The organism is Faecalibacterium taiwanense (assembly GCF_036632915.2).
GTDB lineage: Bacteria > Bacillota > Clostridia > Oscillospirales > Ruminococcaceae > Faecalibacterium > Faecalibacterium taiwanense.
Map to the genome: position 1 here is coordinate 1,398,546 of NZ_CP155552.1, position 22,785 is coordinate 1,421,330.

Below are 22,785 nucleotides of genomic sequence, written 5' to 3' on the forward strand. Positions count from 1 at the left end.
GGCTGGAGCAGGAGAGGAAAGGAGCAGGAACCATGCAGAAATTGTCGCAAACGGAGGAATTGGCCAGAACATTGGCTGCGCGGGCACGCCACCATGCCCTGACACCGGAGCAGATCAGCCGTGCCATGGACGAACAGGATTACGATGTGGCGCAGCTGGACGAGCTGTATACGGCACTGGAGGACCGCGGCGTGCACCTGACCGAAGAGGAAGCGGACCTGCCTGCGTTGGATGAAACGCAGATCGGCAGGCTGGAACATGAGCTTTCGGCAGAGGGGGTGGCGCTGGACGACCCGGTAAAGGCCTATTTGAAGGAGATCGGCCGGGTGCCGCTGCTGACGGCAGAACAGGAAACGGAGCTTGCCCGTGCCGCGCAGGCCGGGGACGAGGATGCCCGGCGGAAGCTCAGCGAAGCGAACCTGCGGCTGGTGGTGTCGGTGGCAAAGCGCTATGCAGGGCGGGGCCTGCCGTTTCTGGATCTCATTCAGGAAGGCAATCTCGGTCTGATGAAGGCGGCGGAAAAGTTTGAGCCGGAGCGCGGCTTCAAATTTTCCACCTATGCCACGTGGTGGATCCGTCAGTCCATCACCCGCGCCATTGCGGATCAGGGGAGGACCATCCGCATCCCGGTGCACCTTGTGGAGAGCATCAACCGGGTCAAAAAGACGACTGGCGACCTGCTGCGGAAAAATGGCCGGGAGCCTACCGCGGAAGAGATCGCTGTTCAGCTGGACATGGAGCCGGACCGTGTGCGGGAATTGCTGCAGCTGGCGCAGGACCCCATCAGCTTGGAAACGCCGGTGGGCGAGGAAGAGGATGCCCACCTTGAAGATTTTATTCAGGACGAGGATGCAGGCGTCCCGGTGGATGAAGCCGGGCGGCAGCTGCTGCGGCGGGAACTGTTCAGCGTGCTCAAAAGCCTGACACCGAGGGAAGAGCGGGTGATCGCACTGCGCTTCGGGCTGGAGGATGGCCGGGCGCACACGCTGGAAGAGCTGGGGAAGGAGTTCAATGTGACCCGGGAGCGGGTGCGGCAGATCGAAGCCAAGGCCCTGCGCAAGCTGCGGCATCCCAGCCGTGCAAAGCGTCTGCGGGATTATCTGGATGAGTGAACGATTATAATTGCCGCCGCTTGCACTCTGGCAATATTAGAGGAAACATTATTTTTATATTTGCAGCTCAGAAAAGCCTGCGAGCTTTTCTGAGCTGCTTTTTCACAAAAAAGGGCCGCAAGGGAAAACGGGCATATCCGACTGTAAAAGTAATACGCCAAAACACAAGGGCAAAGATAGACAAATTGCACAAGGGGATTATGAACAGGAACGTGCAAAATAAAAAAATCAAGCCCTAAAACAGCAAAACACAACACGCTGCCGGGCGTGCGAAAATGAAAGAAAAAATAAATTTGTTTTGGCAAAAATCTGAAAAATGGCTTGACAGCAAGGCTTTTAGGGTGTATACTGCATTAGTATCACATAATGGACTAGTGCGCCAAAAAGAGGAATGCGCAGGCGGTGACTGGACGGGTCAAACCGAAAAGTTTGTGAAAAACGCCGAAAGGTTCCCTTCGACGCGGGTCGAATTATGTGTGTCTGCTCAAATTTGACCCGTGTATACGACATCCCGTAGAGTATAAAAGTAAGGAGTGGTTGATTTTATGATGAAAGTCAAGCCCGTAAAGCTCGGCAAAACCGAGCGCATGAGCTTCTCCCACATCGACGAAGTCATCAGTATGCCGAACCTGATCGAGGTCCAGAAGAACTCTTATCAGTGGTTCCTGGACGAGGGCCTGAAAGAGGTCTTCCACGATATCGGCACCATTGAGGACTACACCGGCAATCTGGCACTGAGCTTTGTGGACTTCCGCCTGGATAAGGAGCCGAAGTACAGCATCAAGGAGTGCAAGGAGCGCGACGTGACCTATGCAGCACCCCTGCGCGTCACCGCCCGTCTGCTGAACAAGGAGACCGGCGAAGTGAAGGATCAGGAGATCTTCATGGGCGATTTCCCGCTGATGACCGATGCCGGCACCTTTGTGATCAACGGTGCAGAGCGTGCGATCGTCAGCCAGCTGGTGCGTTCTCCCGGCGTGTTCTACGGCGATGCCAAGGATAAGGTGGGCAACGACCTGTACAGCGCCACCATGAACCCCAACCGCGGTGCATGGCTGGAGTACGAGACCGATGCTTCCGATGTGTTCTATGTTCGTATCGATAAGAACCGCAAGCTGCCTGTCACCGTGCTGTGCCGTGCACTGGGCCTGTCCACCAACGAGGACATCCTGAACTTCTTTGGCGACGATGAGCGCATCCTCGCTACTCTGGAAAAGGATACCACCAAGAATCAGGAAGAGGGCCTGCTGGAAGTTTACCGCAAGCTGCGCCCCGGCGAGCCTCCCACGGTGGAGTCTGCTACCAGCCAGATCAACATGCTGTTCTTCGACCCGCGCCGTTATGACCTGTCTCGTTTCGGCCGTTATAAGATGAACAAGAAGCTGTCTCTGGCCCGCCGCATCACCGGTCAGGTGGCTGCTGAGAATGTGGTCGCTCCGCTGACCGGCGAGATCCTGATCGAGGCTGGTGCCAAGATCACCCGCGAGCTGGCTGAGAAGGCTGACAATGCCGGTGTGAATCTGGTCGTGCTGAAGCTCGACGATCCCATGAAGGAAGAGAGCCGGAAGATCAAGGTCATCACCAATGGCTGTGTGGATGCACAGGGCTTCTTCTCCTTCGACGTGAAGGAGTGCGGCATCAACGAGCGCTGCTCCTTCGATGAGATCAAGAAGATCCTCGACACCACCTCTGATGTGGAAGAGCAGAAGGAGATGCTGCGCCGCAACCACGACCAGCTGATCGGCCGCACCGTTACGGTCGCCGATATTCTGGCTTCCATCAACTACCTGAACGGTCTGGGCCACAATATTGGCACCACCGATGATATCGACCATCTGGGCAACCGCCGCATCCGCAGCGTGGGCGAGCTGCTGCAGAACCAGTTCCGCATCGGCTTCTCCCGCATGGAGCGCGTCATCCGTGAGCGCATGACCCTGCAGAGCCAGGATCAGAGCGTCATCACTCCGCAGGCCCTCATCAACATCCGTCCGGTGGTGGCAGCCATCAAGGAGTTCTTCGGCTCTTCTCCGCTGTCCCAGTTCATGGATCAGAACAACCCGCTGGCTGAGCTGACCCACAAGCGCCGCCTGTCTGCTCTGGGCCCCGGCGGTCTGAGCCGTGACCGCGCAGGTTTCGAGGTCCGCGACGTTCACTACAGCCACTACGGCCGTATGTGCCCCATCGAGACTCCTGAAGGCCCCAACATCGGTCTGATCTCCTATCTGGCATCTTACGCCAAGATCAACGAGTACGGCTTCGTGGAAGCTCCGTACCGCAAGGTCAAGAAGATCTATGACGAGAATGGCAACCTGAAGGAACAGGTCGTCACCGACGAGGTCGAGTATATGACCGCTGATGTCGAGGACGAGTACGTTGTGGCACAGGCCAACGAGCCGCTGGATGAGGGCAAGCACTTCATCCGTCCCCGTGTGTCTGCCCGCCGCCGCGACGAGATCCTTGAAATTGATGCAGAGAAAGTCGATTACATGGACGTTTCTCCGCGAATGATGGTCTCTGTTGCTACCGCCTGCATCCCCTTCCTGGAGAACGATGACTGTAACCGTGCTCTGATGGGTTCCAACATGCAGCGTCAGGCAGTGCCTCTGATGGTCACCCAGCAGCCCATCGTTGCTACCGGTATGGAGTACAAGGCTGCTACCGACTCCGGCACCGCTGTTCTGGCAAAGAATGACGGTATCGTTGAGAAGATGGATGCCGACCATGTTGTTGTGCGCAACAACAAGGGCGAGCTGGAGGATTATCCTCTGGTCAAGTTCGCACGCTCCAACGCAGGTACCTGCATCAACCAGCGTCCCATCGTGGAGGTCGGCGAGAGCGTCAAGGCCGGTCAGGTGCTGGCCGACGGCCCTGCAATGCGCAACGGCGAAATTTCTCTGGGTAAGAACGCTCTGATCGGCTTCATGACCTGGGAAGGCTACAACTACGAGGATGCCGTTCTGCTGAACGAGAAGATCGTGCGCGAGGACGTGTACACCTCCATTCATATTGAAGAGTACGAGACCGAGAGCCGCGACACCAAGCTGGGACCTGAAGAGATCACCCGTGATATCCCCAACGTTTCTGAGGATGCACTGAAGGATCTGGACGAGCGCGGCATCATCCGTATCGGTGCTGAGGTCAAGAGCGGCGACATTCTGGTCGGTAAGGTCACCCCGAAGGGCGAGACCGAGCTGACCGCTGAAGAGCGCCTGCTGCGCGCCATCTTCGGCGAGAAGGCACGCGAAGTGCGTGATACTTCTCTGCGCGTGCCCCATGGTGCATACGGCATCATCGTGGATGTCAAGGTGTTCACCCCGGAGAACAGCGACGAACTGCAGCCCGGCGTACGCGAGGTCGTCCGCTGCTATATTGCCCAGAAGCGCAAGATCAGCGTTGGCGATAAGATGGCAGGCCGTCACGGCAACAAGGGTGTCGTTTCCCGCATTCTGCCGCAGGAGGACATGCCCTACCTGCCCGACGGCACCCCGCTGGACATCGTGCTGAACCCTCTGGGCGTGCCTTCCCGTATGAACATCGGTCAGGTGCTGGAAGTCAACCTGGGCTACGCTGCCAAGGCATGCGGCATCAAGGTCATGACTCCCGTCTTCGACTCTGCTCGTGAGAACGACATCGGCGATACCTTTGATACCGCCCGCGAGATGTGGCATGGTGAGAATGCTCCTGCATATCCCACGAAGCTCCCCAAGATCATGGGCGAGAAGGGACACATCATCGACTTCTCCAAGATCGAGCTGGACCGCGATGGCAAGACCACCGTTTACGATGGCCGCACCGGCGAAAAGTTCGATAACCGCGTTACCGTCGGTTATATGTACTACCTGAAGCTGCATCACCTGGTTGATGATAAGATCCATGCACGTTCTACCGGCCCCTACTCTCTGGTCACTCAGCAGCCTCTGGGCGGCAAGGCCCAGTTCGGCGGCCAGCGCTTTGGCGAAATGGAAGTCTGGGCACTGGAAGCTTACGGCGCTGCATACACTCTGCAGGAGATCCTGACCGTCAAGTCCGACGACGTGGAGGGCCGTGTGAAGACCTACGAGGCCATCGTTAAGGGTGAGCCGATCCCGCAGCCCGGCATTCCCGAGTCCTTCCGCGTTATGCTGAAGGAACTGCAGTCTCTGGGTCTGGACGTTGTTGTTCAGGACAAGGACGGCAACGAGATCGACATGCGTCAGAACTTCGACGACGAAGAGACCGGCTTTGATATGCGCGATGTTGCCGGCACTGAGAACGTCGTGCAGGAGAGCGAACTGCTCAACGATTATAATATTAAGGATGCCGATGCCGGTTTCGATGATCCTTCTGTGCTGGAGGACAATAACTCCGGTGCCGAAGCTCCCGCTTCTTCTGACGAAGTAGATTTCTGATCAGACAAAGAACACAAGCCTCAAGCCCCCTGTTCCGCGTGCTGCGGCAGGGGAGAGGGGCCTGTGGTCTGAACAAGAAAGCCGCCTGTATCATCGAGACAACTAGAGATTAAGAAAGGGTTCGTTTCATGGAAAACAACGTTTTCGATTCCATCAAGATCGGCCTTGCCTCCCCGGAGCAGATCCGCAACTGGAGCTACGGCGAGGTCAAAAAGCCTGAGACCATCAACTACCGTACCCTGAAGCCGGAGCGCGACGGCTTGTACTGTGAGCGCATTTTTGGACCTACCAAGGACTGGGAGTGCCACTGCGGTAAGTATAAGCGCATCCGCTACAAGGGCAAGATCTGCGACCGCTGCGGCGTTGAAGTGACCAAGGCCAAGGTCCGCCGTGAGCGCATGGGCCACATTGAGCTGGCCGCTCCCGTCAGCCACATCTGGTACTTCAAGGGCATCCCCAGCCGCATCGGCCTGATGCTGGACATCAGCCCCCGCCTGCTGGAGAAGGTGCTGTACTTTGCAAGCTATATCGTCACTGATCCGGGCGCTACCCGTCTGGAAAAGAAGCAGCTGCTCACCGAGAGCGAGTATCGTGAGATGCGCGACCACTACGGTGATGAGTTCGAGGCTGCTATGGGCGCTGAGGCCATTCAGGATCTGCTGAAGGAGATCGATCTGGATCAGCTGAGTGAAGAGCTGACTGCCGAGGTGGAAAAGTCCTCCGGCCAGAAGCGCGTGCGCATCCTCAAGCGTCTGGAAGTAGTTGAGGCATTCCGCATTTCCGGCAACCGTCCTGAATGGATGGTCATGGATGTGCTGCCTGTTCTGCCGCCTGACCTGCGCCCCATGGTCCAGCTGGACGGCGGCCGTTTTGCCACCTCCGACCTGAACGACCTGTACCGCCGCGTGATCAACCGCAACAACCGTCTGCGCCGTCTGCTGGAGCTGGGCGCTCCCGACATCATCGTGCGCAACGAGAAGCGTATGCTGCAGGAAGCAGTGGACAGCCTGATCGACAACGGCCGCCGCGGCCGTCCGGTCACCGGCCCCAACAACCGCGCACTGAAGAGCCTTTCCGATATGCTGAAGGGCAAGCAGGGCCGCTTCCGTCAGAACCTGCTGGGCAAGCGTGTTGACTACTCCGGTCGTTCTGTTATCGTCGTCGGCCCTGAGCTGAAGATGGATCAGTGCGGTCTGCCCAAGGAAATGGCTCTGGAGCTGTTCAAGCCCTTTGTCATGAAGGATCTGGTGGAGAAGGGCATTGCCAACAACATCAAGTCCGCCCGCAAGATGGTGGAGCGCGCTAAGCCCGAAGTGTGGGACAGCCTGGAGACTGTGATCAAGGGCCACCCCGTTCTGCTGAACCGTGCACCTACCCTGCACCGTCTGGGCATTCAGGCTTTCAACCCGGTGCTGGTGGAGGGCCGTGCAATCAAGCTGCACCCGCTGGCATGTACTGCATTCAACGCCGACTTCGACGGTGACCAGATGGCAGTGCATCTGCCTCTGGGCGAGGATGCCTGCCGTGAGGCCAAGATGCTGATGCTGGCTTCCGGCAACCTGCTGAAGCCCTCTGACGGCGCACCTGTTACCGTGCCTACGCAGGATATGATCCTGGGCAGCTACTACCTGACCACCGTTCGTGAAAATGACGAGGGCGCAGGCAAGGTGTTCCGCGATGAGAACGAAGCCCTGATGGCTTATGCAGAGCACATCGTTACCCTGCACGCACCCATCAAGGTGCGCCGCACCATGACCATTGACGGCGTGGAGCGCACCGGTCTGGTGGAAGCCACCGTCGGCCGCATCATCTTCAATAACCCTGTTCCTCAGAATCTGGGTTATATCGACCGTACTGATCCCGAGCACTGGCTGGAGTACGAGGTCAGCTTCCGCGTGACCAAGAAGACTCTGCCCGACATCATTTCCCGCTGCATGACCCGCAACGGCACCCGCAAGTGTGCAAAGATGCTGGATGCCATCAAGGCGCAGGGCTACAAGTACTCCACTCTGTCTGCAATCTCCGTCGCTGTGTGCGACGCTGTGATCCCGCCGCAGAAGCAGGAACTGATCGCTGAGGCTGACCAGCAGATCGCAAAGGTCGGCAGGCTGTTCAACCGCGGCCTGATCTCCGACAACGAGCGTTACAACCAGACCATCGCCATCTGGCAGGCTACCACCGATAAGGTCTCCAAGGCTCTGGCAGACAACCTGCCCAAGGACAATGAGATCTATATGATGGCTGACTCCGGTGCTCGTGGTTCTATGAACCAGATCAAGCAGCTGGCCGGCATGCGCGGCCTGCTGGCAAACACCGCCGGCCACACCATCGAGATGCCCATTCGTGCCAACTACCGTGAAGGTCTGAATATTCTGGAATATTTCGTTTCTGCCCGTGGTGCCCGTAAGGGTCTGGCCGATACCGCTCTGCGTACCGCTGACTCCGGTTACCTGACCCGCCGCATGGTCGATGTCTCTCAGGATGTCATTGTGCGCGAGATCGACTGCGGCACCACCGACGGCCTGTGGGTGTCTGAGATCCACGAGGGCAAGGAGAAGATCGAGAGCTTCCGCGAGCGCTTGATCGGCCGCTTCGCTGTGGGCGATGTGGTCAACCCCGTCACCGGCAAGGTGATCGTGCCGGAAGGCAAGATGATCGACCTGTACGATGCAAACGAGATCGAGGCTGCTGGCATTACCAAGCTGAAGATCCGCAGCCTGCTGACCTGCCGTGCAAAGACCGGTGTCTGCGCACGCTGCTACGGTTCCGATATGGCAAACGGCGAGCCGGTCCGTCTGGGCGAGTCTGTCGGCGTTATCGCCGCAGAGTCCATCGGCGAGCCTGGTACTCAGCTGACCATGCGTACCTTCCATACCGGCGGTATCGCATCTGCTGAAGATATCACGCAGGGTCTTCCCCGTGTTGAAGAGCTGTTCGAGAGCCGCCGTCCCAAGAGCATGGCCATCATGAGCGAGATCTCTGGTGTCGTTTCTCAGGACGATACCAAGAAGAATGTCGTTATCAAGGTGACCGGCAAGGACGAGAACGGTGCCGAGGTCGTAAAGAGCTATTCCATCCCGTTCACCCAGCATTCCCGCGTGATGCCGGGTGACCGTGTGGAGAAGGGCGACATCATCACCCGTGAAGGTGTTCTGTATCCGCAGGATATTCTGGCAATCAAGGGTCTGGAGGATGTCCAGAACTACCTGATCAACGAAGTTCAGAAGGTCTACCGTCTGCAGGGCGTTGAGATCAACGATAAGCATATCGAAGTCATCGTCCGTCAGATGTGCCGCAAGGTGCGCGTGACTGATTCCGGTTCTTCCAACCTGATCGGCGGTGCACTGGCAAGCCGTCTGGAAGTGGAGAGCATCAACGCCGATCTGCAGCAGCGCATCGACGCTGGTGAAGAGGGCCTGAAGCTGGTCGAGTACCAGCAGGTGCTGCTGGGCATCACCAAGGCTGCTCTGGCAAACGACTCCTTCCTGTCCGCTGCATCCTTCCAGGAGACCACCCGCGTGCTGACCGAAGCTGCCATCAAGGGCAAGGTCGACCCGCTGGCCGGCCTGAAGGAGAACGTCATCATTGGTAAGCTGATCCCCGCAGGTACTGGTCTGCCGGAAGTCCGTGAGGATCTGAAGAACCGTGAGGCTGAGCGCGATGCTGAGATCGCTGCCGAACAGGCAGCTGCTGTACAGTAAGCAAAGCTCCTTCTTCTGAAATAAAACAATGGACCGCTCTGTGGGCATCCGCCTGCAGGGCGGTTTTTATATGCCCGGAAAAGCGGAAACAGGGGAGAAAACCGTGCGTTTTACGTCGAAAAAATGCTGAAAGAAAAAATCTGGAATAAATGCAAAAAACTTTGCAAAAACTGTTGACATCCGCCTGTAAAGCGAGTATTATATAACTGTTGCGCATCCCTCATGGGGATAGTGCGGCAAAAAAGTCGGAAAAAGTCCGATGTGCATTATTAAGAAAGGAGAAACAAAATGCCTACTTTTAACCAGCTTGTACGCAAGGGCCGTCAGGTTCTGGCTACCAAGAGTACCGCTCCCGCACTGCTGAAGAGCTACAATTCTCAGAAGAAACAGTATTCTGATCTGAACAGCCCCCAGAAGCGTGGTGTCTGCACTGCTGTTCGTACCATGACCCCCAAGAAGCCCAACTCTGCTCTGCGTAAGGTTGCTCGTGTCCGCCTCACGAATGGTATCGAGGTCACCTCTTACATTCCCGGTATCGGCCATAACCTGCAGGAGCACTCCGTCGTGCTGATCCGTGGCGGTCGTGTTAAGGACCTGCCCGGTGTGCGTTACCACATCATCCGTGGTACCCTGGATACTCAGGGTGTGGCAGGCCGTAATCAGGCCCGCTCCAAGTACGGCGCAAAGCGTCCTAAGGCCGGTGCTGCAAAGAAGTAATTGAGGACAACCGCCATAAACGGCTTTCCATTATATAAATAACAAGTCCGCTTGCAAAGCGGAGGGCAACAGTTTATGTAAAGGTCAGCTCTTTGTGACACAACGGGAGTTTTATTACTTTCGAGTACCGATGATATCATTCTGTGAAGGAGGGAAGAAAGATGCCTAGAAGAGGTAACATTGCTAAGCGCGATGTCTTAGCTGATCCTATTTACAATTCCAAGATGGTCACTCGTCTGGTCAACAGCGTTATGCTGGATGGCAAGAAGGGCGTCGCTCAGAAGATCGTTTACGAAGCTTTCTCCATGATTCAGGAGAAGACCGGCAACGATCCTCTGGAGACTTTCGAGAAGGCGATGGAGAACATCATGCCCAGCCTCGAGTGCAAGACCCGCCGCGTTGGCGGTGCTAACTACCAGGTTCCTCTGGAAGTCAGCCCGGCTCGCCGCGAGACCCTGGGTCTGCGCTGGCTGACTGCCTACAGCCGCAGCCGTGGTGAGAAGACCATGGCTCAGCGTCTGGCTGCTGAAATCATGGATGCTGCCAACAACACTGGTAACGCCGTGAAGAAGCGTGAGGATACTCACAAGATGGCAGAGGCCAACAAGGCTTTCGCTCATTTCCGTTATTGATCTGTTCTGTAGGAGGTTAATTTCATGGCTACACCCAGAGAAGTTTCTCTTCAGATGACGAGAAATATCGGCATTATGGCCCACATTGATGCTGGTAAAACTACTACTACCGAGCGTATTCTGTACTACACCGGTATCAACCACAAGATCGGCGAAGTTCATGATGGCGGCGCTACCATGGACTGGATGGTTCAGGAGCAGGAGCGTGGTATCACCATCACTTCCGCTGCTACCACCTGCTACTGGAGCCACTCTGAAACCCAGAAGGATCCGGTTGCATTCAAGAAGAACCGTCACCGCATCAACATCATCGACACCCCGGGCCACGTGGACTTCACTGTTGAGGTCCAGCGTTCCCTGCGCGTGCTGGACGGTTCTGTGACCGTTCTGGCTGCAAAGGGCGGTGTTGAGCCGCAGTCTGAGACCGTTTGGCGTCAGGCTGACGAGTACAAGGTTCCCCGTATGGTGTACGTTAACAAGATGGACACCATGGGTGCCGACTTCTTCCGCTGCATCAAGATGCTGCACGATCGTCTGCACGCAAACGGCGTGGCGATCCAGCTGCCTATCGGTCAGGAGGATACCTTCCGCGGTATCGTTGACCTGGTCGATATGAACGCTGAGGTCTACTACGACGATATGGGCAACGACATGCGCACTGAGCCCATCCCCGAGGATATGCGTGAGCAGGCCGAGGAGTACCACAACATTCTGATCGAGGCTGTTGCTGAGAACGACGAAGAGTTGATGGAGAAGTACCTCGAGGGCGAGGAGATCACCCGTGCCGAGCTGAAGGCTGCGATCCGCAAGGAGACCATCGCTAACACGCTGGTTCCCGTTGTCTGCGGTTCTTCCTACAAGAACCGTGGTGTCCAGAAGCTGCTGGACGCTATCGTTGACTATATGCCCGCTCCTACCGATGTCCCTGACATCAAGGGCGTGAATCCCGAGACTGAGGAAGAGGAGACCCGTCCGTCTTCTGACGACGCTCCCTTCGCAGCTCTGGCCTTCAAGATCGCTACCGACCCGTTCGTTGGTAAGCTGGCATACTTCCGTGTTTACTCCGGTAAGGTTGAGGCAGGTACCACTGTCTACAACTCCGTGAAGGACAGCAAGGAGCGTATGGGCCGCATCCTGCAGATGCATTCTAACCACCGCAAGGATATCGACTGCTGCTACGCAGGTGATATCGCTGCTGTTGTCGGTCTGAAGAACACCACTACCGGTGACACTCTGTGTGATGAGAATCATCCCATCATTCTGGAGTCCATGAAGTTCCCCGAGCCTGTTATCCGTGTTGCCATCGAGCCCAAGACCAAGGCCGGCAACGAGAAGATGGGCATCGCGCTGGCAAAGCTGGCTGAAGAGGATCCGACCTTCAAGACCTACACTGACGAAGAGACCGGTCAGACCATCATCGCCGGTATGGGCGAGCTGCACCTGGAGATCATCGTTGACCGTCTGCTGCGTGAGTTCAAGGTTGAAGCAAACGTGGGTGCACCTCAGGTTGCTTACCGTGAGACCATCCGCAAAGAGGCCAACCAGGAGACCAAGTACGCACGTCAGTCCGGTGGTAAGGGCCAGTACGGTCATGTTAAGATCAAGATCGAGCCCAACGAGCCCGGCAAGGGTTACGAGTTCGTCAACGCCATCGTTGGCGGTGCCATCCCGAAGGAATACATCCCGGCTATCGACAACGGTATCCAGGGTGCTATGAAGTCCGGTGTTCTGGCTGGCTATCCTGTCGTTGATGTCAAGGTTACCCTGTGGGATGGTTCTTATCATGAGGTCGACTCCTCTGAAATGGCCTTCTCCATTGCTGGTTCTATGGCGTTCAAGGATGCTATGCGCAAGGCTGATCCTATCATCACTGAGCCTATCATGAAGGTTGCAGTTATCGTTCCCGATGAGTATCTGGGCGATGTTATCGGCGACCTGAATGCACGCCGTGGTCAGATTCAGGGCATGGAAGCTATGGCTGGTACTCAGCGCGTCAATGCATTTGTGCCTCTGGCTCAGATGTTCGGCTACGCTACCGACCTGCGTTCCAAGACTCAGGGCCGTGGCCAGTATGTCATGGAGCCGTCTCACTACGAGCCGGTGCCTAAGAACATTGCTGACCAGATCATCGCTGGCCGCACCAAGGGCTGATTCCTGAAAAATGGATAAAGATTTTGCCGGGGTAGTGTAACCTCGGCAAAATTTCCTGTAAAAGCACTTGATTTTACAGGGCAAATTTAGTAGAATAGCCTTGCAATGCAATGTCTACATCTTGCAGGGTTGTTGTAACCAAATATCAAAACCTAAATTAAGGGAGGATATTCCAATGGCTGAAAAGGCAAAGTTCGACCGTTCTAAGCCGCATGTGAACATCGGCACCATCGGTCACGTTGACCACGGCAAGACCACTCTGACCGCCGCTATCACCAAGTACCTGGCTCTGAAGGGCGACGCAGACTTCATGGATTATGCCAACATCGATAAGGCTCCTGAGGAGCGTGCTCGTGGTATCACGATCAACTCCGCTCACGTTGAGTATCAGACCGACGCTCGTCACTATGCTCACGTTGACTGCCCGGGCCATGCTGACTACGTCAAGAACATGATCACTGGTGCTGCTCAGATGGACGGCGCTATCCTGGTCGTTGCTGCTACCGATGGTCCCATGCCCCAGACCCGTGAGCACATCCTGCTGGCTCGTCAGGTCGGCGTGCCCTATATCGTCGTGTTCATGAACAAGTGCGATATGGTCGACGACGAAGAGCTGCTGGATCTGGTTGAGATGGAGATCCGTGAGCTGCTGACCGAGTACGACTTCCCCGGCGACGACACCCCGATCATTCGTGGTTCCGCTCTGAAGGCTCTGGAGTCTACCTCCACTGATCCCAATGCTCCCGAGTATGCTTGCATCAAGGAGCTGATGGACGCTGTTGACACCTATATCCCCAACCCCGATCGTGAGGAAGACAAGCCCTTCCTGATGCCCATCGAGGATGTCATGACCATTTCTGGCCGTGGTACTGTTGCAACCGGTCGTGTTGAGCGTGGTATTGCTAAGGTTGGCGATGCTATGGAGATCGTCGGCATCAAGCCCGATCGTCTGAGCACCACCATTACCGGTCTGGAGATGTTCCGTAAGTCTCTGGACTTCGCTGAGGCTGGCGATAACATCGGCGCTCTGCTGCGTGGTGTTGATCGTACTCAGATCGAGCGTGGTCAGGTTCTGGCTAAGCCCGGTTCCGTGCACCCCCACAAGACCTTCGAGTCTCAGGTGTACGTTCTGACCAAGGACGAAGGCGGCCGTCACACCCCGTTCTTCTCCAACTATCGTCCTCAGTTCTACTTCCGCACCACCGACGTGACCGGTATCATCACTCTGCCCGAAGGCACTGAGATGTGCATGCCCGGCGATAACGTCATGATGCACGTTGAGCTGCTGACCCCTGTTGCTATGGAAGAGGGCCTGCGTTTCGCTATCCGTGAGGGTGGCCGTACCGTTGGTTCTGGCGTTGTTGGCAAGATCATTGAGTGATTTTGACCCTTCGCGCCTTTCCTAAGGCTAAAGGTTAAACTTACGAGAGACCTTCCCATTCCGGAGAGTGGGAAGGTCTCTTTTTGTTTTAGATCCTCTGTCTGTAAGGGCAGGGGATTTTTTTGCGGCATGTCACAACTTTTTGTTTACAAAACAAGGTTGTTCTGGTATACTGAAAAAGGAAATGCTGGAAAAGTCCTATCGGCTGGTGCTGAGGGGATTCAGCAAAAAAGAAGCAGCATGAACTTCTGGATGGGGTGAAGAGTAATGCCGTTTGATTATAAGAAAGAGTACAGGGAATTTTATCTCCCGCCGAAAAAACCGCATCTGATTACGATACCGCGTATGAATTTTGTGGCAGTGCACGGCAAGGGTGACCCGAATGCTCCGGGTGGAGCCTATCAGGAGGCTATGGGAGTGCTGTACGGCATTGCTTTCACCATCAAAATGAGCTATAAGGGCAGCCACAAGATGGACGGCTATTTTGAATATGTGGTTCCACCGTTGGAGGGCTTGTGGCATCAGAAGGGCGTGGATGGCGTTGACTATGCACATAAAGAAACATTTGAGTGGACATCCATGATCCGACTGCCAGAATTCGTGACGCCGGAAGCGTTTGATTGGGCCGTACAGGAAGCAACGGCAAAAAAGAAAAAGGATTTTTCCAAGGCGGAATTCCTGACCTATGATGAGGGACTTTGCGTTCAGTGCCTGCATATCGGCCCTTATGATGAAGAACCGAAAACGCTGGCGCAGATGGATGCCTTTGCCGTAGAGCAGGGGTATAGGCTTGATTTTTCAGAGACACGCTTCCACCACGAAATTTATCTGAGTGATCCTCGCCGTGCTGCACCGGGGACACTGAAAACAGTTCTGCGGCATCCCATACGTGAAAAATAAAAACAGGAAAATTCACAAATGATGTCGCTTTTATTTGGCAGATGTGCTATACTGATTTTATCTGTAGAAACACATTGAATGGATAAGGGAGGAGAGAACTTCATGCAGCATGAAACTGTCATCGTGCTGGACTTTGGCGGCCAGTACAATCAGCTGATCGCGCGCCGCGTCCGCGAGAACAATGTCTACTGTGAAATCTATTCCTATAAAACCGATCTGTCGGTTATCAAGGCAAAGAACCCCAAGGGTATCATCTTTACCGGTGGCCCCAACAGCGTTTATCTGGAGGATTCCCCTACGATCGACCCTGAGATCTTCAACTGGGGTGTGCCTGTGCTGGGCATCTGCTACGGCAGCCAGCTGATGATGCATCTGCTGGGCGGCCATGTCTGCCGCGCACCGGAGCGCGAGTACGGCAAGACTGAGGTGTTCGTGGACACGAACAGCAAGATGTTCACCGATGTGCAGCCCTCCACCATTTGCTGGATGAGCCACAACGACTATATTGAGCAGGCAGCGCCCGGCTTTAAGATCACTGCTCACACGGTCAACTGTCCGGTAGCTGCGGCAGAGAACGCTGAGAAGGGCCTGTACGCGGTCCAGTTCCATCCGGAAGTGCTGCACACTGCGGAAGGCAAGAAGATGCTGCGCAACTTCGTGTACAACGTCTGCGGCTGCACCGGCGACTGGAAGATGGACTCCTTTGTGGAGAACAACGTCAAGGCCCTGCGTGAGCGCATCGGCGATGGCAAGGTGTTGTGCGCCTTGTCCGGCGGCGTGGATTCCTCCGTTCTGGCAGCTATGCTGGCTAAGGCCATCGGCAAGCAGCTGACCTGCGTGTTCGTGGATCACGGTCTGCTGCGTAAGAACGAGAAGGAAGAGGTCTGCTCTGTATTCGGCCCGGGCAATGCCAACGGCTTTGATATCAACTTTATCTGTGTGGATGCCCGCGAACGCTACTTTGCAAAGCTGGCTGGTGTCACCGAGCCGGAGCGCAAGCGCAAGATCATCGGCGAAGAGTTCATCCGTGTGTTTGAAGAGCAGGCCAAGAAGATCGGCAAGGTGGATTTCCTGGCACAGGGTACCATTTACCCGGATGTCGTTGAGAGCGGTCTGGGCGGTGAGTCCACTGTTATCAAGAGCCACCACAACGTCGGCGGTCTGCCCGACACCGTGGACTTCAAGGAGTTGGTGGAGCCGTTGCGCAACCTGTTCAAAGACGAGGTGCGTCAGGCCGGCCGTGAGCTGGGCCTGCCCGAATATCTGGTCAGCCGTCAGCCGTTCCCCGGCCCGGGTCTTGGCATCCGCATCATCGGCGAAGTGACCCCGGAGAAGGTGGCTATCGTGCAGGATGCCGACGCGATCTGGCGTGAGGAGATCGCAAAGGCGGGTCTGGATAAGGAGATCAGCCAGTACTATGCAGCCTTGACCAACATGCACAGTGTGGGCGTCATGGGCGACGAGCGCACCTATGATTACGCTGTGGCGCTGCGTGCTGTGACCACCACCGACTTTATGACCGCGGAGAGCTATAATATGCCCTGGGATGTTCTGGGCACTGTCACCAGCCGTATCGTCAATGAGGTCAAGCATGTGAACCGCGTGTTCTATGATTGCACCGGTAAGCCGCCGGCAACCATTGAGCTCGAGTAATGAAAAAATCCTTCCGACTTTTTAGACCCTTCAACAATATAACGAAATAACGCAAATAAAGGCTCTGCTTTTCGGAAAATACCCCCCGAAAAGCGGGGCTTTTTTGTTTGGGGTAACACTTTGGTAACAGCTTTACGGCTTTTCTTCTTTTTTGATGCCGTCTCCGATGGATTCCCCCGGGGCTTTCAACTGTGCCGGGACGCTTGCTGATCATTACGTGTAGCCAATGCAGAAACCTGTGTTTGGTTTGTAAACTTTCAGCTGATTCATATTTTCCATTCGTGAACATGGCTCAAAGGGATAACCACAAAAATATAAACCTCTTATGAAATCCTCTTGACAAAGTGGGAACGGGCAGTATAATAAAAATGAACATTGTTCATATTGAGGGTGACCACATGAATACAATCGTAACCTCCAAGGAAGATATCTTAAAAAACAGCCGTGAGCTTATCCGGGAAAAGGGCTGGGCGGCGGTCAGTATCCGTTCTGTCGCCTCGGCATGCGGGGTCTCGGTCGGCTCGATCTACAACTATTATGACTCCAAGGCTGAGCTTATCAGCGCCACGGTCGAGAGCGTCTGGTGCGAAATTTTCCACCGCCCGCAGGACGAGGCTGTATTTCAGGATGTGCAGACCTGTGTCAAATGGATGTACGAGCGCATGGCCTACGGCTGTGAGCAGTATCCTGGATTCTTCACACTGCACTCTCTCGGCTTTATGCAGGAGGACAAGGCCGATGGCAAACGGCACATGCAGCAAATCTGGCACCATATCTTAAATGGTCTGTGTACGGTGCTGCAACAGGATACCAAAATCCGTCCGGACGCTTTTAACGCGCAATTCACCGTTGAAAAATTTGCCGATGTTCTATTTTCGCTGATGCTGTCTGCCTTGCTGCGGCAGGACTACGACCCCGCCGCTGTGCTGGAAATCGTGCGCAGAACCTTATATTGACCGCATTTTCTTCCCACACTGCTGTGGGAATTTTATAATGCCTAAAATGAACAATGTTCACTTAAAAGGGACACTCCTAGGAAAGTCCATCGCAATATCCTATTGCTGCTCGCCTGCCTTGTGTGGAGCGCTGCCAGCTTCAACATCCTGCGCTTTGGATGCAACTTTGCCGAGCAAGCCCTTGATGACCGTAAAAACGAAGTCGGCCCTGCAAAAAATGCAGTGTTACAATCAATTTAATCTATCAACAAGGAGCAATCAACTATGCAAGCAATCGTAGAAACTGTTTTTGATGCTGTGTATCTGGTATCCGTCATCACCATCGGTATCCTGATGATTCGTGGCTGCAAGGGCAGCCACCAGTTCAAGCTGTTCGGCCTGATGGCTGTCGTTCTGGGTGCCGGCGACTCGTTCCATCTGATTCCCCGTGCTCTGGCTCTATGCACCACGGGCTTTGAAAACTTTACCGTCCCCTGGGTCTGGGTAAGTGGATCACCTCTGTGACAATGACTGTCTTTTATGTGCTGCTGTACTATGTCTGGCGTGAGCGCTACCGGGTCAAGGGCAACAATGGCCTGACTGCCGCCGTCTACGGTCTGGCTGCCGTGCGTGTTATCCTGTGCATGATGCCGCAGAACCAGTGGCTGAGCGCCGAATCCCCGCTGTCCTGGGGCATTTACCGTAACATTCCTTTTGCACTGATGGGCCTGCTGATCATCGTGTTGTTCTACCGCAGTGCCAAGGAGCATGACGACTCGGCTTTCCGCTGGATGTGGCTGACCATCGTGCTGAGCTTCGGGTTCTACATTCCCGTTGTTCTTTGGGCCAATACCGTCCCCATGATCGGTATGCTGATGATCCCCAAGACCTGCGCCTATGTGTGGACCGTTCTCATCGGCTATTCTGCTATGAAGAAGGAATGTAAGTGATTTGTTCACAGTACCGATTTATTAAATAAATTGCTTCGTAAAGATCCAAGCTTACCGAATTGGAATGATCTTTCTTGATAAAACTGGATCAGGTAAACTTGTAAGCCCCCTGCCGGTGATGAACTGGCAGGGGGCTTTTTATGTGTGTACGGGTAGTTTAACAGAATACTTGATGTTTGCCGCGATTACGACGCATCCAGCAATTCGTCCGGGTCCTCGATGGCTTCTTCGATGGTCTCTTCCTCAGGAGTGGGTTCATCGACATCGGACGGAGCGAACAGGTCGCGGATGAAGTCGCGCAGGAGGACGAGGCTGTTGTCAAGGTCGGCATCCTCGCTCAGCAGCTGCTGGATCATATCCGGCTTATCGGTGATCAGGTCGTCCACGCCGATGCTCAGCAGTTCGCTGGCATCCTCTTCGCGGTTGACGGTCCATGCGGAGATCGTCTTGCTGCGCTTATGGATCTGCTGCACCATACCAGAGGTGATAAAGGTGGACTGTACGCTGAAGAAATCTGCGGCAGGCAGATCGTAATAACTGCCCACGCCCAGTGCAAGGATATAGCCGGTCCGGATCTCCGGTGCCAGCTCCTTGACCTTGCAGAGGGTTTCATAACTCTGCGAGGTGATGGTGCAGTCCTGCGCAAAGCCTTTTTCGCGGATGATGCGGATGGTTTCCGCTTCCAGCTCCGGGGTGGCGGCATTGGGCTTGATCTCAATGTTCAGCTGGATCTTACCTTTGCACAGGTCCAGCACTTCTTCCAGTGTGGGAACTTTGGCACCAGTGTACTTCTGGCCGAACCAGCGCCCGGCATCCAGCTTGCGAACCTCGTTACAGGTCAGGTCGTAGATGTTCTCGTTGCGGCCGGTGCAGCGGCGCAGGCTGGTATCGTGGGTCACCATGACCACGCCGTCCCTGGTCATCTGCACATCCAGCTCGGCCCACTCGCAGCCCTGATCGATGGCCAGCTGGAAAGCGGGCAGGGTGTTTTCCGGTGCGGCAGCGGAGTAGCCGCGGTGCGCGGTGACTACCGGCGCAACGCCGCCCAGCATGGAGAGCAGCTCGTCGTCTCTGGGCAGGGCAAGGTAACAGAATGCCAGCGCAAAGGTGAGCAGAGTAGCACCCGCAACCGATGCACCCAGAAGCAGCCTGCCGGTGGAACGGTGATGCTTTCCGCTCTGGACCGGCTCCGGCTCAGAGGGGAGAGACTCCCGCAGGCGGCAGTGTAGCATGGCGAGGATCGTGCACTGCGCCATGGTGATGGCGCAGTCGATCAGGAACTGGAAGAAAGGCATCTCAATGGCCAGCGCCGCGCGGGACAGTGCAAACATGGCCTGTGTGCTCTGCAGCCCGACCGCGATGATGATGCCGTACAGCGGCACGGCAACCGCTGCCGTCAGCAGCAGGGAACGCAGGACGACCGAGAGGTTCCAGCGCAGCAGCAAAAGAAAAGCACGGAAGACGCGCCTGCGGATGCAGCAAAAGCTTTCCTTTACCGACTGCCACAGGCTTTTGCGCTCCAGCACGAACAGCGGCAGCACCAGCACCCAGCTGACACAGAGGAACAGCAAGGCGGCACCGGCAGCCAGATAGAGCAGGTAATACCGGCTGTTTGCCCGGATGACACCCATGATGTATTCCGGCACGGCAAGCTGCGTGATATAGTTATAGGCGAGGAAGAAGTTGGTGAACGGGATCAGCACGGCACTGTAGACCAGAACGAGCCAGTTTTGCGGCAGGAATGCGTGGCGGATATCTGCAAGAGAGGTGCGCAGCAGGGCAGGCAGGCGGATCGTTTCGCCCTTGCGGGCAAGATCCAGCCCATGCAGCAGGACGGAAAACTCATACAGCGCCCAGAACGCGGTCAGGATGGCAATGAGCGTGATGCACAGGATGATCGCAGGGGAGGAAAAGATATCGGAAGCGTTGTTGTTGCTCAGGTAGTGCATGGGTGCGAACCGCAGCGTGAGCGACCAGAGCTGCTGCATCAGGGGGACGAACAGCAGGTTCGTTGCAGCCTTATACAGGACGATGACCGCGAGCAGGGGGATCTCGGCGCGGCGGATGATAGCCCGGGCGGAGTGTTTCATGGAGTTGTAGGTTTCGTTGGAGGCGCGGAGTGAAGTGAGCAGATTTTTCAATTTGACATGGCCGTCCTTTTATATTCTGCAAAATGACCCGCCCCGAAGCTTCCCGGCGGGCTGTTCTGCGAAAAAAATTTACATATTAAATATAGTGTAACATAACTTCTTATAAAATAAAATGCAGCAGGGGCAGACAGAATCCACAAAATTGAAAGAGAATTTTTGGCAGCTGAGTGTGCGGCGCAAAATGCCCGCAAAAAGGCGAGAAAGCGGAGAAACGATGAATCGTTAAAAAATTGTAGAACTTTGCCGACAGATGTTGATTCGCATGGACTTTTATAGAATCTCTTGCATTTTTATGGAAAATTCAGTATAATAAAACTAATTTTGAAAGCTCACACAGACAACCAGGAGGTCTTACCATGGCTTCAAAGATCAATAAGGGAGAAATCCTCGCCAAGTTTTTTGATGACGGGGAATACACTGCACTGTTTGCTGACGGTGCAGTGAGCGCTGCTTGCGGCTATGCGGCAGGTCAGCAGGCTTACGCTGTTTACCAGAACGGCGAAGCTGTTACCGTAAAGGATGTTGAAAAGAACATCAAAGTTCTGGAGATGGCAGCTCAGACTGGCTGCCCGGTCGTCACCTTCTACAACTCCGTCGGCGCAAAGCTGGCTGAGGGTCTGGACGTGCTGACCGCCAGCGCAAAGCTGAATGCGCAGATCGCAAAGGTTTCCGGCGTGATCCCGCAGGTGGCTGTTGTTCTGGGTGTCTGCGGCGGCACCAGCGCACTGAGCGCTGCCAATGCAGATGTCTGCATCATGGCTGAGGGCGCAGAGCTGTTCTTCACCGCTCCGTTCACCTCTGCTGCCAAGGGCGACAAGGTGGCCGATGCCGGCACCGCAGCCGCCGCTGCAAAGGCTGGTGTGGCCGCCATTGTGGCACCCACTGCTGAGGAAGCTGCCGAGAAAGCTGCTCACATCGTGGGCCTGCTGCCGGCCAACAACCTGACCGGCCCTGCGATCTTTGAGTTCGAGCAGCCCACTGCTGCTCTGGCTGCCGGTGCAGAGCCTGCAAAGGCTGCTGCTGCCGTGGTCGATAAGGACAGCGCTGTGGAGCTGTATGCAGGCTTTGGCAAGTCTGTTTACACCGCATTTGCCACCGTGGGCGGCAACGCCGTGGGCGTTGTGGCCACCGGCAAGACCCTGTGCCACAACTGCGTGGCCAAGGCTTCCCGCTTTGTGCGCCTGTGCGATGCCTTCAGCGTGCCGGTGATCACCATTGTGGATACCGAGGGCTTTGTGCCCAGCGCGACCGATGACATTGCAGGCGGCATCCGTGAGGCTGCCCGTCTGGCTGCTACCTATGCCGACGCTACCACCGCAAAGGTGGCTGTGCTGGCTGGCAAGGCTGTCGGCCCTGTTTACACCGCTCTGGCTGCTGCCGATCTGCGCATTGCCGTGACTGGCTGCACCGTCAGCGCACTGGAACCCAGCGCAGCGGTCAGTGTCCTGTACAAGGAAGAGATCGATGCTTCCGACAACATCATTGCAGCCACCAACGCAAAGGCTGCTGCTTACACCGCCGAGGTGTGCAGCGCAGCAAATGCAGTTGCCTGCGGCGCTGCTGACCTGACCTGCGATGCAGCCAATGTGCGTGCAAGCGTTGTTGCCGCACTGGAACTGCTGAGCACCAAGCGTGCTGCCCGCCTGCCCAAGAAGCACGGCAACATGGCTCTGTAATCGTCTGTATAAATCTTTTTGATACGATTTTGATTTGGAGGATCCTTCCATGAAGTACTACAATATTACCGTCAATGGCGTTGCTTACAGCGTCTCCGTGGAGGAGACTGCCGCTGGTGCTGCTCCGGTTGCTGCTGCAGCTCCTGCCGCACCCGCTGCTCCTAAGGCTGCTCCGGCTCCCGCTGCTGCTCCCAAGGCTGCTGCAGGCGCTGCTGGTGCCGTTGCCGTCAAGGCTCCCATGCCCGGCAACATTCTGGATGTCAAGGTCAAGGCCGGTGCATCCGTGAAGGCTGGCGACGTGCTGGTGATCCTGGAGGCCATGAAGATGGAGAACGAGATCGTTGCTCCGCAGGATGGCACTGTGGCTTCCATCAACGTCAACAAGGGCGACACCGTCAACTCCGGTGACGTTCTGGTTTCCATGAACTAAGGGAGAGGT

At 55.7% G+C, this 22,785-nt stretch carries 13 protein-coding genes and 1 pseudogene; 13 read left to right on the forward strand and 1 reads right to left on the reverse strand.

The annotated features are described in order from the left end of the window. Window positions 1-32: 32 nt before the first annotated feature. The 11 genes and pseudogenes from rpoD (at window position 33) to PXT33_RS07125 (ending at window position 18,520) form a co-directional block, all read left to right on the forward strand. A complete protein-coding gene (gene rpoD, locus PXT33_RS07075; protein ID WP_120079519.1) occupies window positions 33-1,112 on the forward strand; it encodes an RNA polymerase sigma factor RpoD in 1,080 nt (359 codons plus the stop codon). A gap of 545 nt (window positions 1,113-1,657) precedes the next feature. Then, window positions 1,658-5,500 carry a DNA-directed RNA polymerase subunit beta gene (locus PXT33_RS07080; RefSeq protein ID WP_097774836.1) on the forward strand — a complete coding sequence of 1,281 codons (3,843 nt, stop codon included), beginning with the start codon at window positions 1,658-1,660 and terminating at the stop codon, window positions 5,498-5,500. Between the two features lie 128 nt (window positions 5,501-5,628). After that, window positions 5,629-9,201 carry a DNA-directed RNA polymerase subunit beta' gene (gene rpoC / locus PXT33_RS07085; RefSeq protein ID WP_249235795.1) on the forward strand — a complete coding sequence of 1,191 codons (3,573 nt, stop codon included), beginning with the start codon at window positions 5,629-5,631 and terminating at the stop codon, window positions 9,199-9,201. A gap of 288 nt (window positions 9,202-9,489) precedes the next feature. Next, window positions 9,490-9,918, forward strand: a complete 429-nt coding sequence (gene rpsL, locus PXT33_RS07090) for a 30S ribosomal protein S12 (RefSeq protein ID WP_005940205.1) — start codon at window positions 9,490-9,492, stop codon at window positions 9,916-9,918. A gap of 161 nt (window positions 9,919-10,079) precedes the next feature. Beyond that, entirely contained in the window at window positions 10,080-10,550 is a 471-nt protein-coding gene (gene rpsG / locus PXT33_RS07095) for a 30S ribosomal protein S7 (protein WP_005930552.1), read from the forward strand. A 54-nt stretch (window positions 10,551-10,604) separates the two neighbouring features. After that, on the forward strand, window positions 10,605-12,701 hold the full coding sequence (fusA, locus tag PXT33_RS07100) for an elongation factor G (protein WP_242702867.1): 2,097 nt from the start codon (window positions 10,605-10,607) through the stop codon (window positions 12,699-12,701). 175 nt (window positions 12,702-12,876) lie between these two features. Further along, window positions 12,877-14,082, forward strand: a complete 1,206-nt coding sequence (gene tuf, locus PXT33_RS07105; RefSeq protein ID WP_005940209.1) for an elongation factor Tu — start codon at window positions 12,877-12,879, stop codon at window positions 14,080-14,082. 267 nt (window positions 14,083-14,349) lie between these two features. Next, window positions 14,350-14,982 (forward strand): GyrI-like domain-containing protein, encoded by a 633-nt coding sequence (locus PXT33_RS07110; RefSeq protein ID WP_120079525.1) that lies wholly within the window; start codon window positions 14,350-14,352, stop codon window positions 14,980-14,982. Between the two features lie 102 nt (window positions 14,983-15,084). Beyond that, a complete protein-coding gene (gene guaA, locus PXT33_RS07115) occupies window positions 15,085-16,635 on the forward strand; it encodes a glutamine-hydrolyzing GMP synthase (RefSeq protein WP_044953447.1) in 1,551 nt (516 codons plus the stop codon). Between the two features lie 398 nt (window positions 16,636-17,033). Then, window positions 17,034-17,591 carry a TetR/AcrR family transcriptional regulator gene (locus PXT33_RS07120; RefSeq protein ID WP_097781913.1) on the forward strand — a complete coding sequence of 186 codons (558 nt, stop codon included), beginning with the start codon at window positions 17,034-17,036 and terminating at the stop codon, window positions 17,589-17,591. 264 nt (window positions 17,592-17,855) lie between these two features. Then, a pseudogene (locus PXT33_RS07125) lies at window positions 17,856-18,520 on the forward strand (hypothetical protein). Between the two features lie 185 nt (window positions 18,521-18,705). On the opposite strand, the gene PXT33_RS07130 reads toward PXT33_RS07125, so the two are convergent. Further along, window positions 18,706-20,661: a glycerophosphodiester phosphodiesterase family protein gene (locus PXT33_RS07130; RefSeq protein ID WP_332376211.1), complete on the reverse strand. Its 1,956-nt coding sequence runs from the start codon at window positions 20,659-20,661 to the stop codon at window positions 18,706-18,708. Window positions 20,662-21,026: 365 nt separating this feature from the next. Here PXT33_RS07130 and PXT33_RS07135 point away from each other — a divergent pair, with 365 nt between their 5' ends. Continuing rightward, the gene (locus PXT33_RS07135) at window positions 21,027-22,346 is read left to right on the forward strand and encodes a carboxyl transferase domain-containing protein (RefSeq protein ID WP_332376212.1); all 1,320 of its coding nucleotides are present in this window, start codon (window positions 21,027-21,029) and stop codon (window positions 22,344-22,346) included. A 49-nt stretch (window positions 22,347-22,395) separates the two neighbouring features. Beyond that, window positions 22,396-22,776 carry a biotin/lipoyl-containing protein gene (locus PXT33_RS07140; RefSeq protein ID WP_005940233.1) on the forward strand — a complete coding sequence of 127 codons (381 nt, stop codon included), beginning with the start codon at window positions 22,396-22,398 and terminating at the stop codon, window positions 22,774-22,776. Window positions 22,777-22,785: the final 9 nt, after the last annotated feature.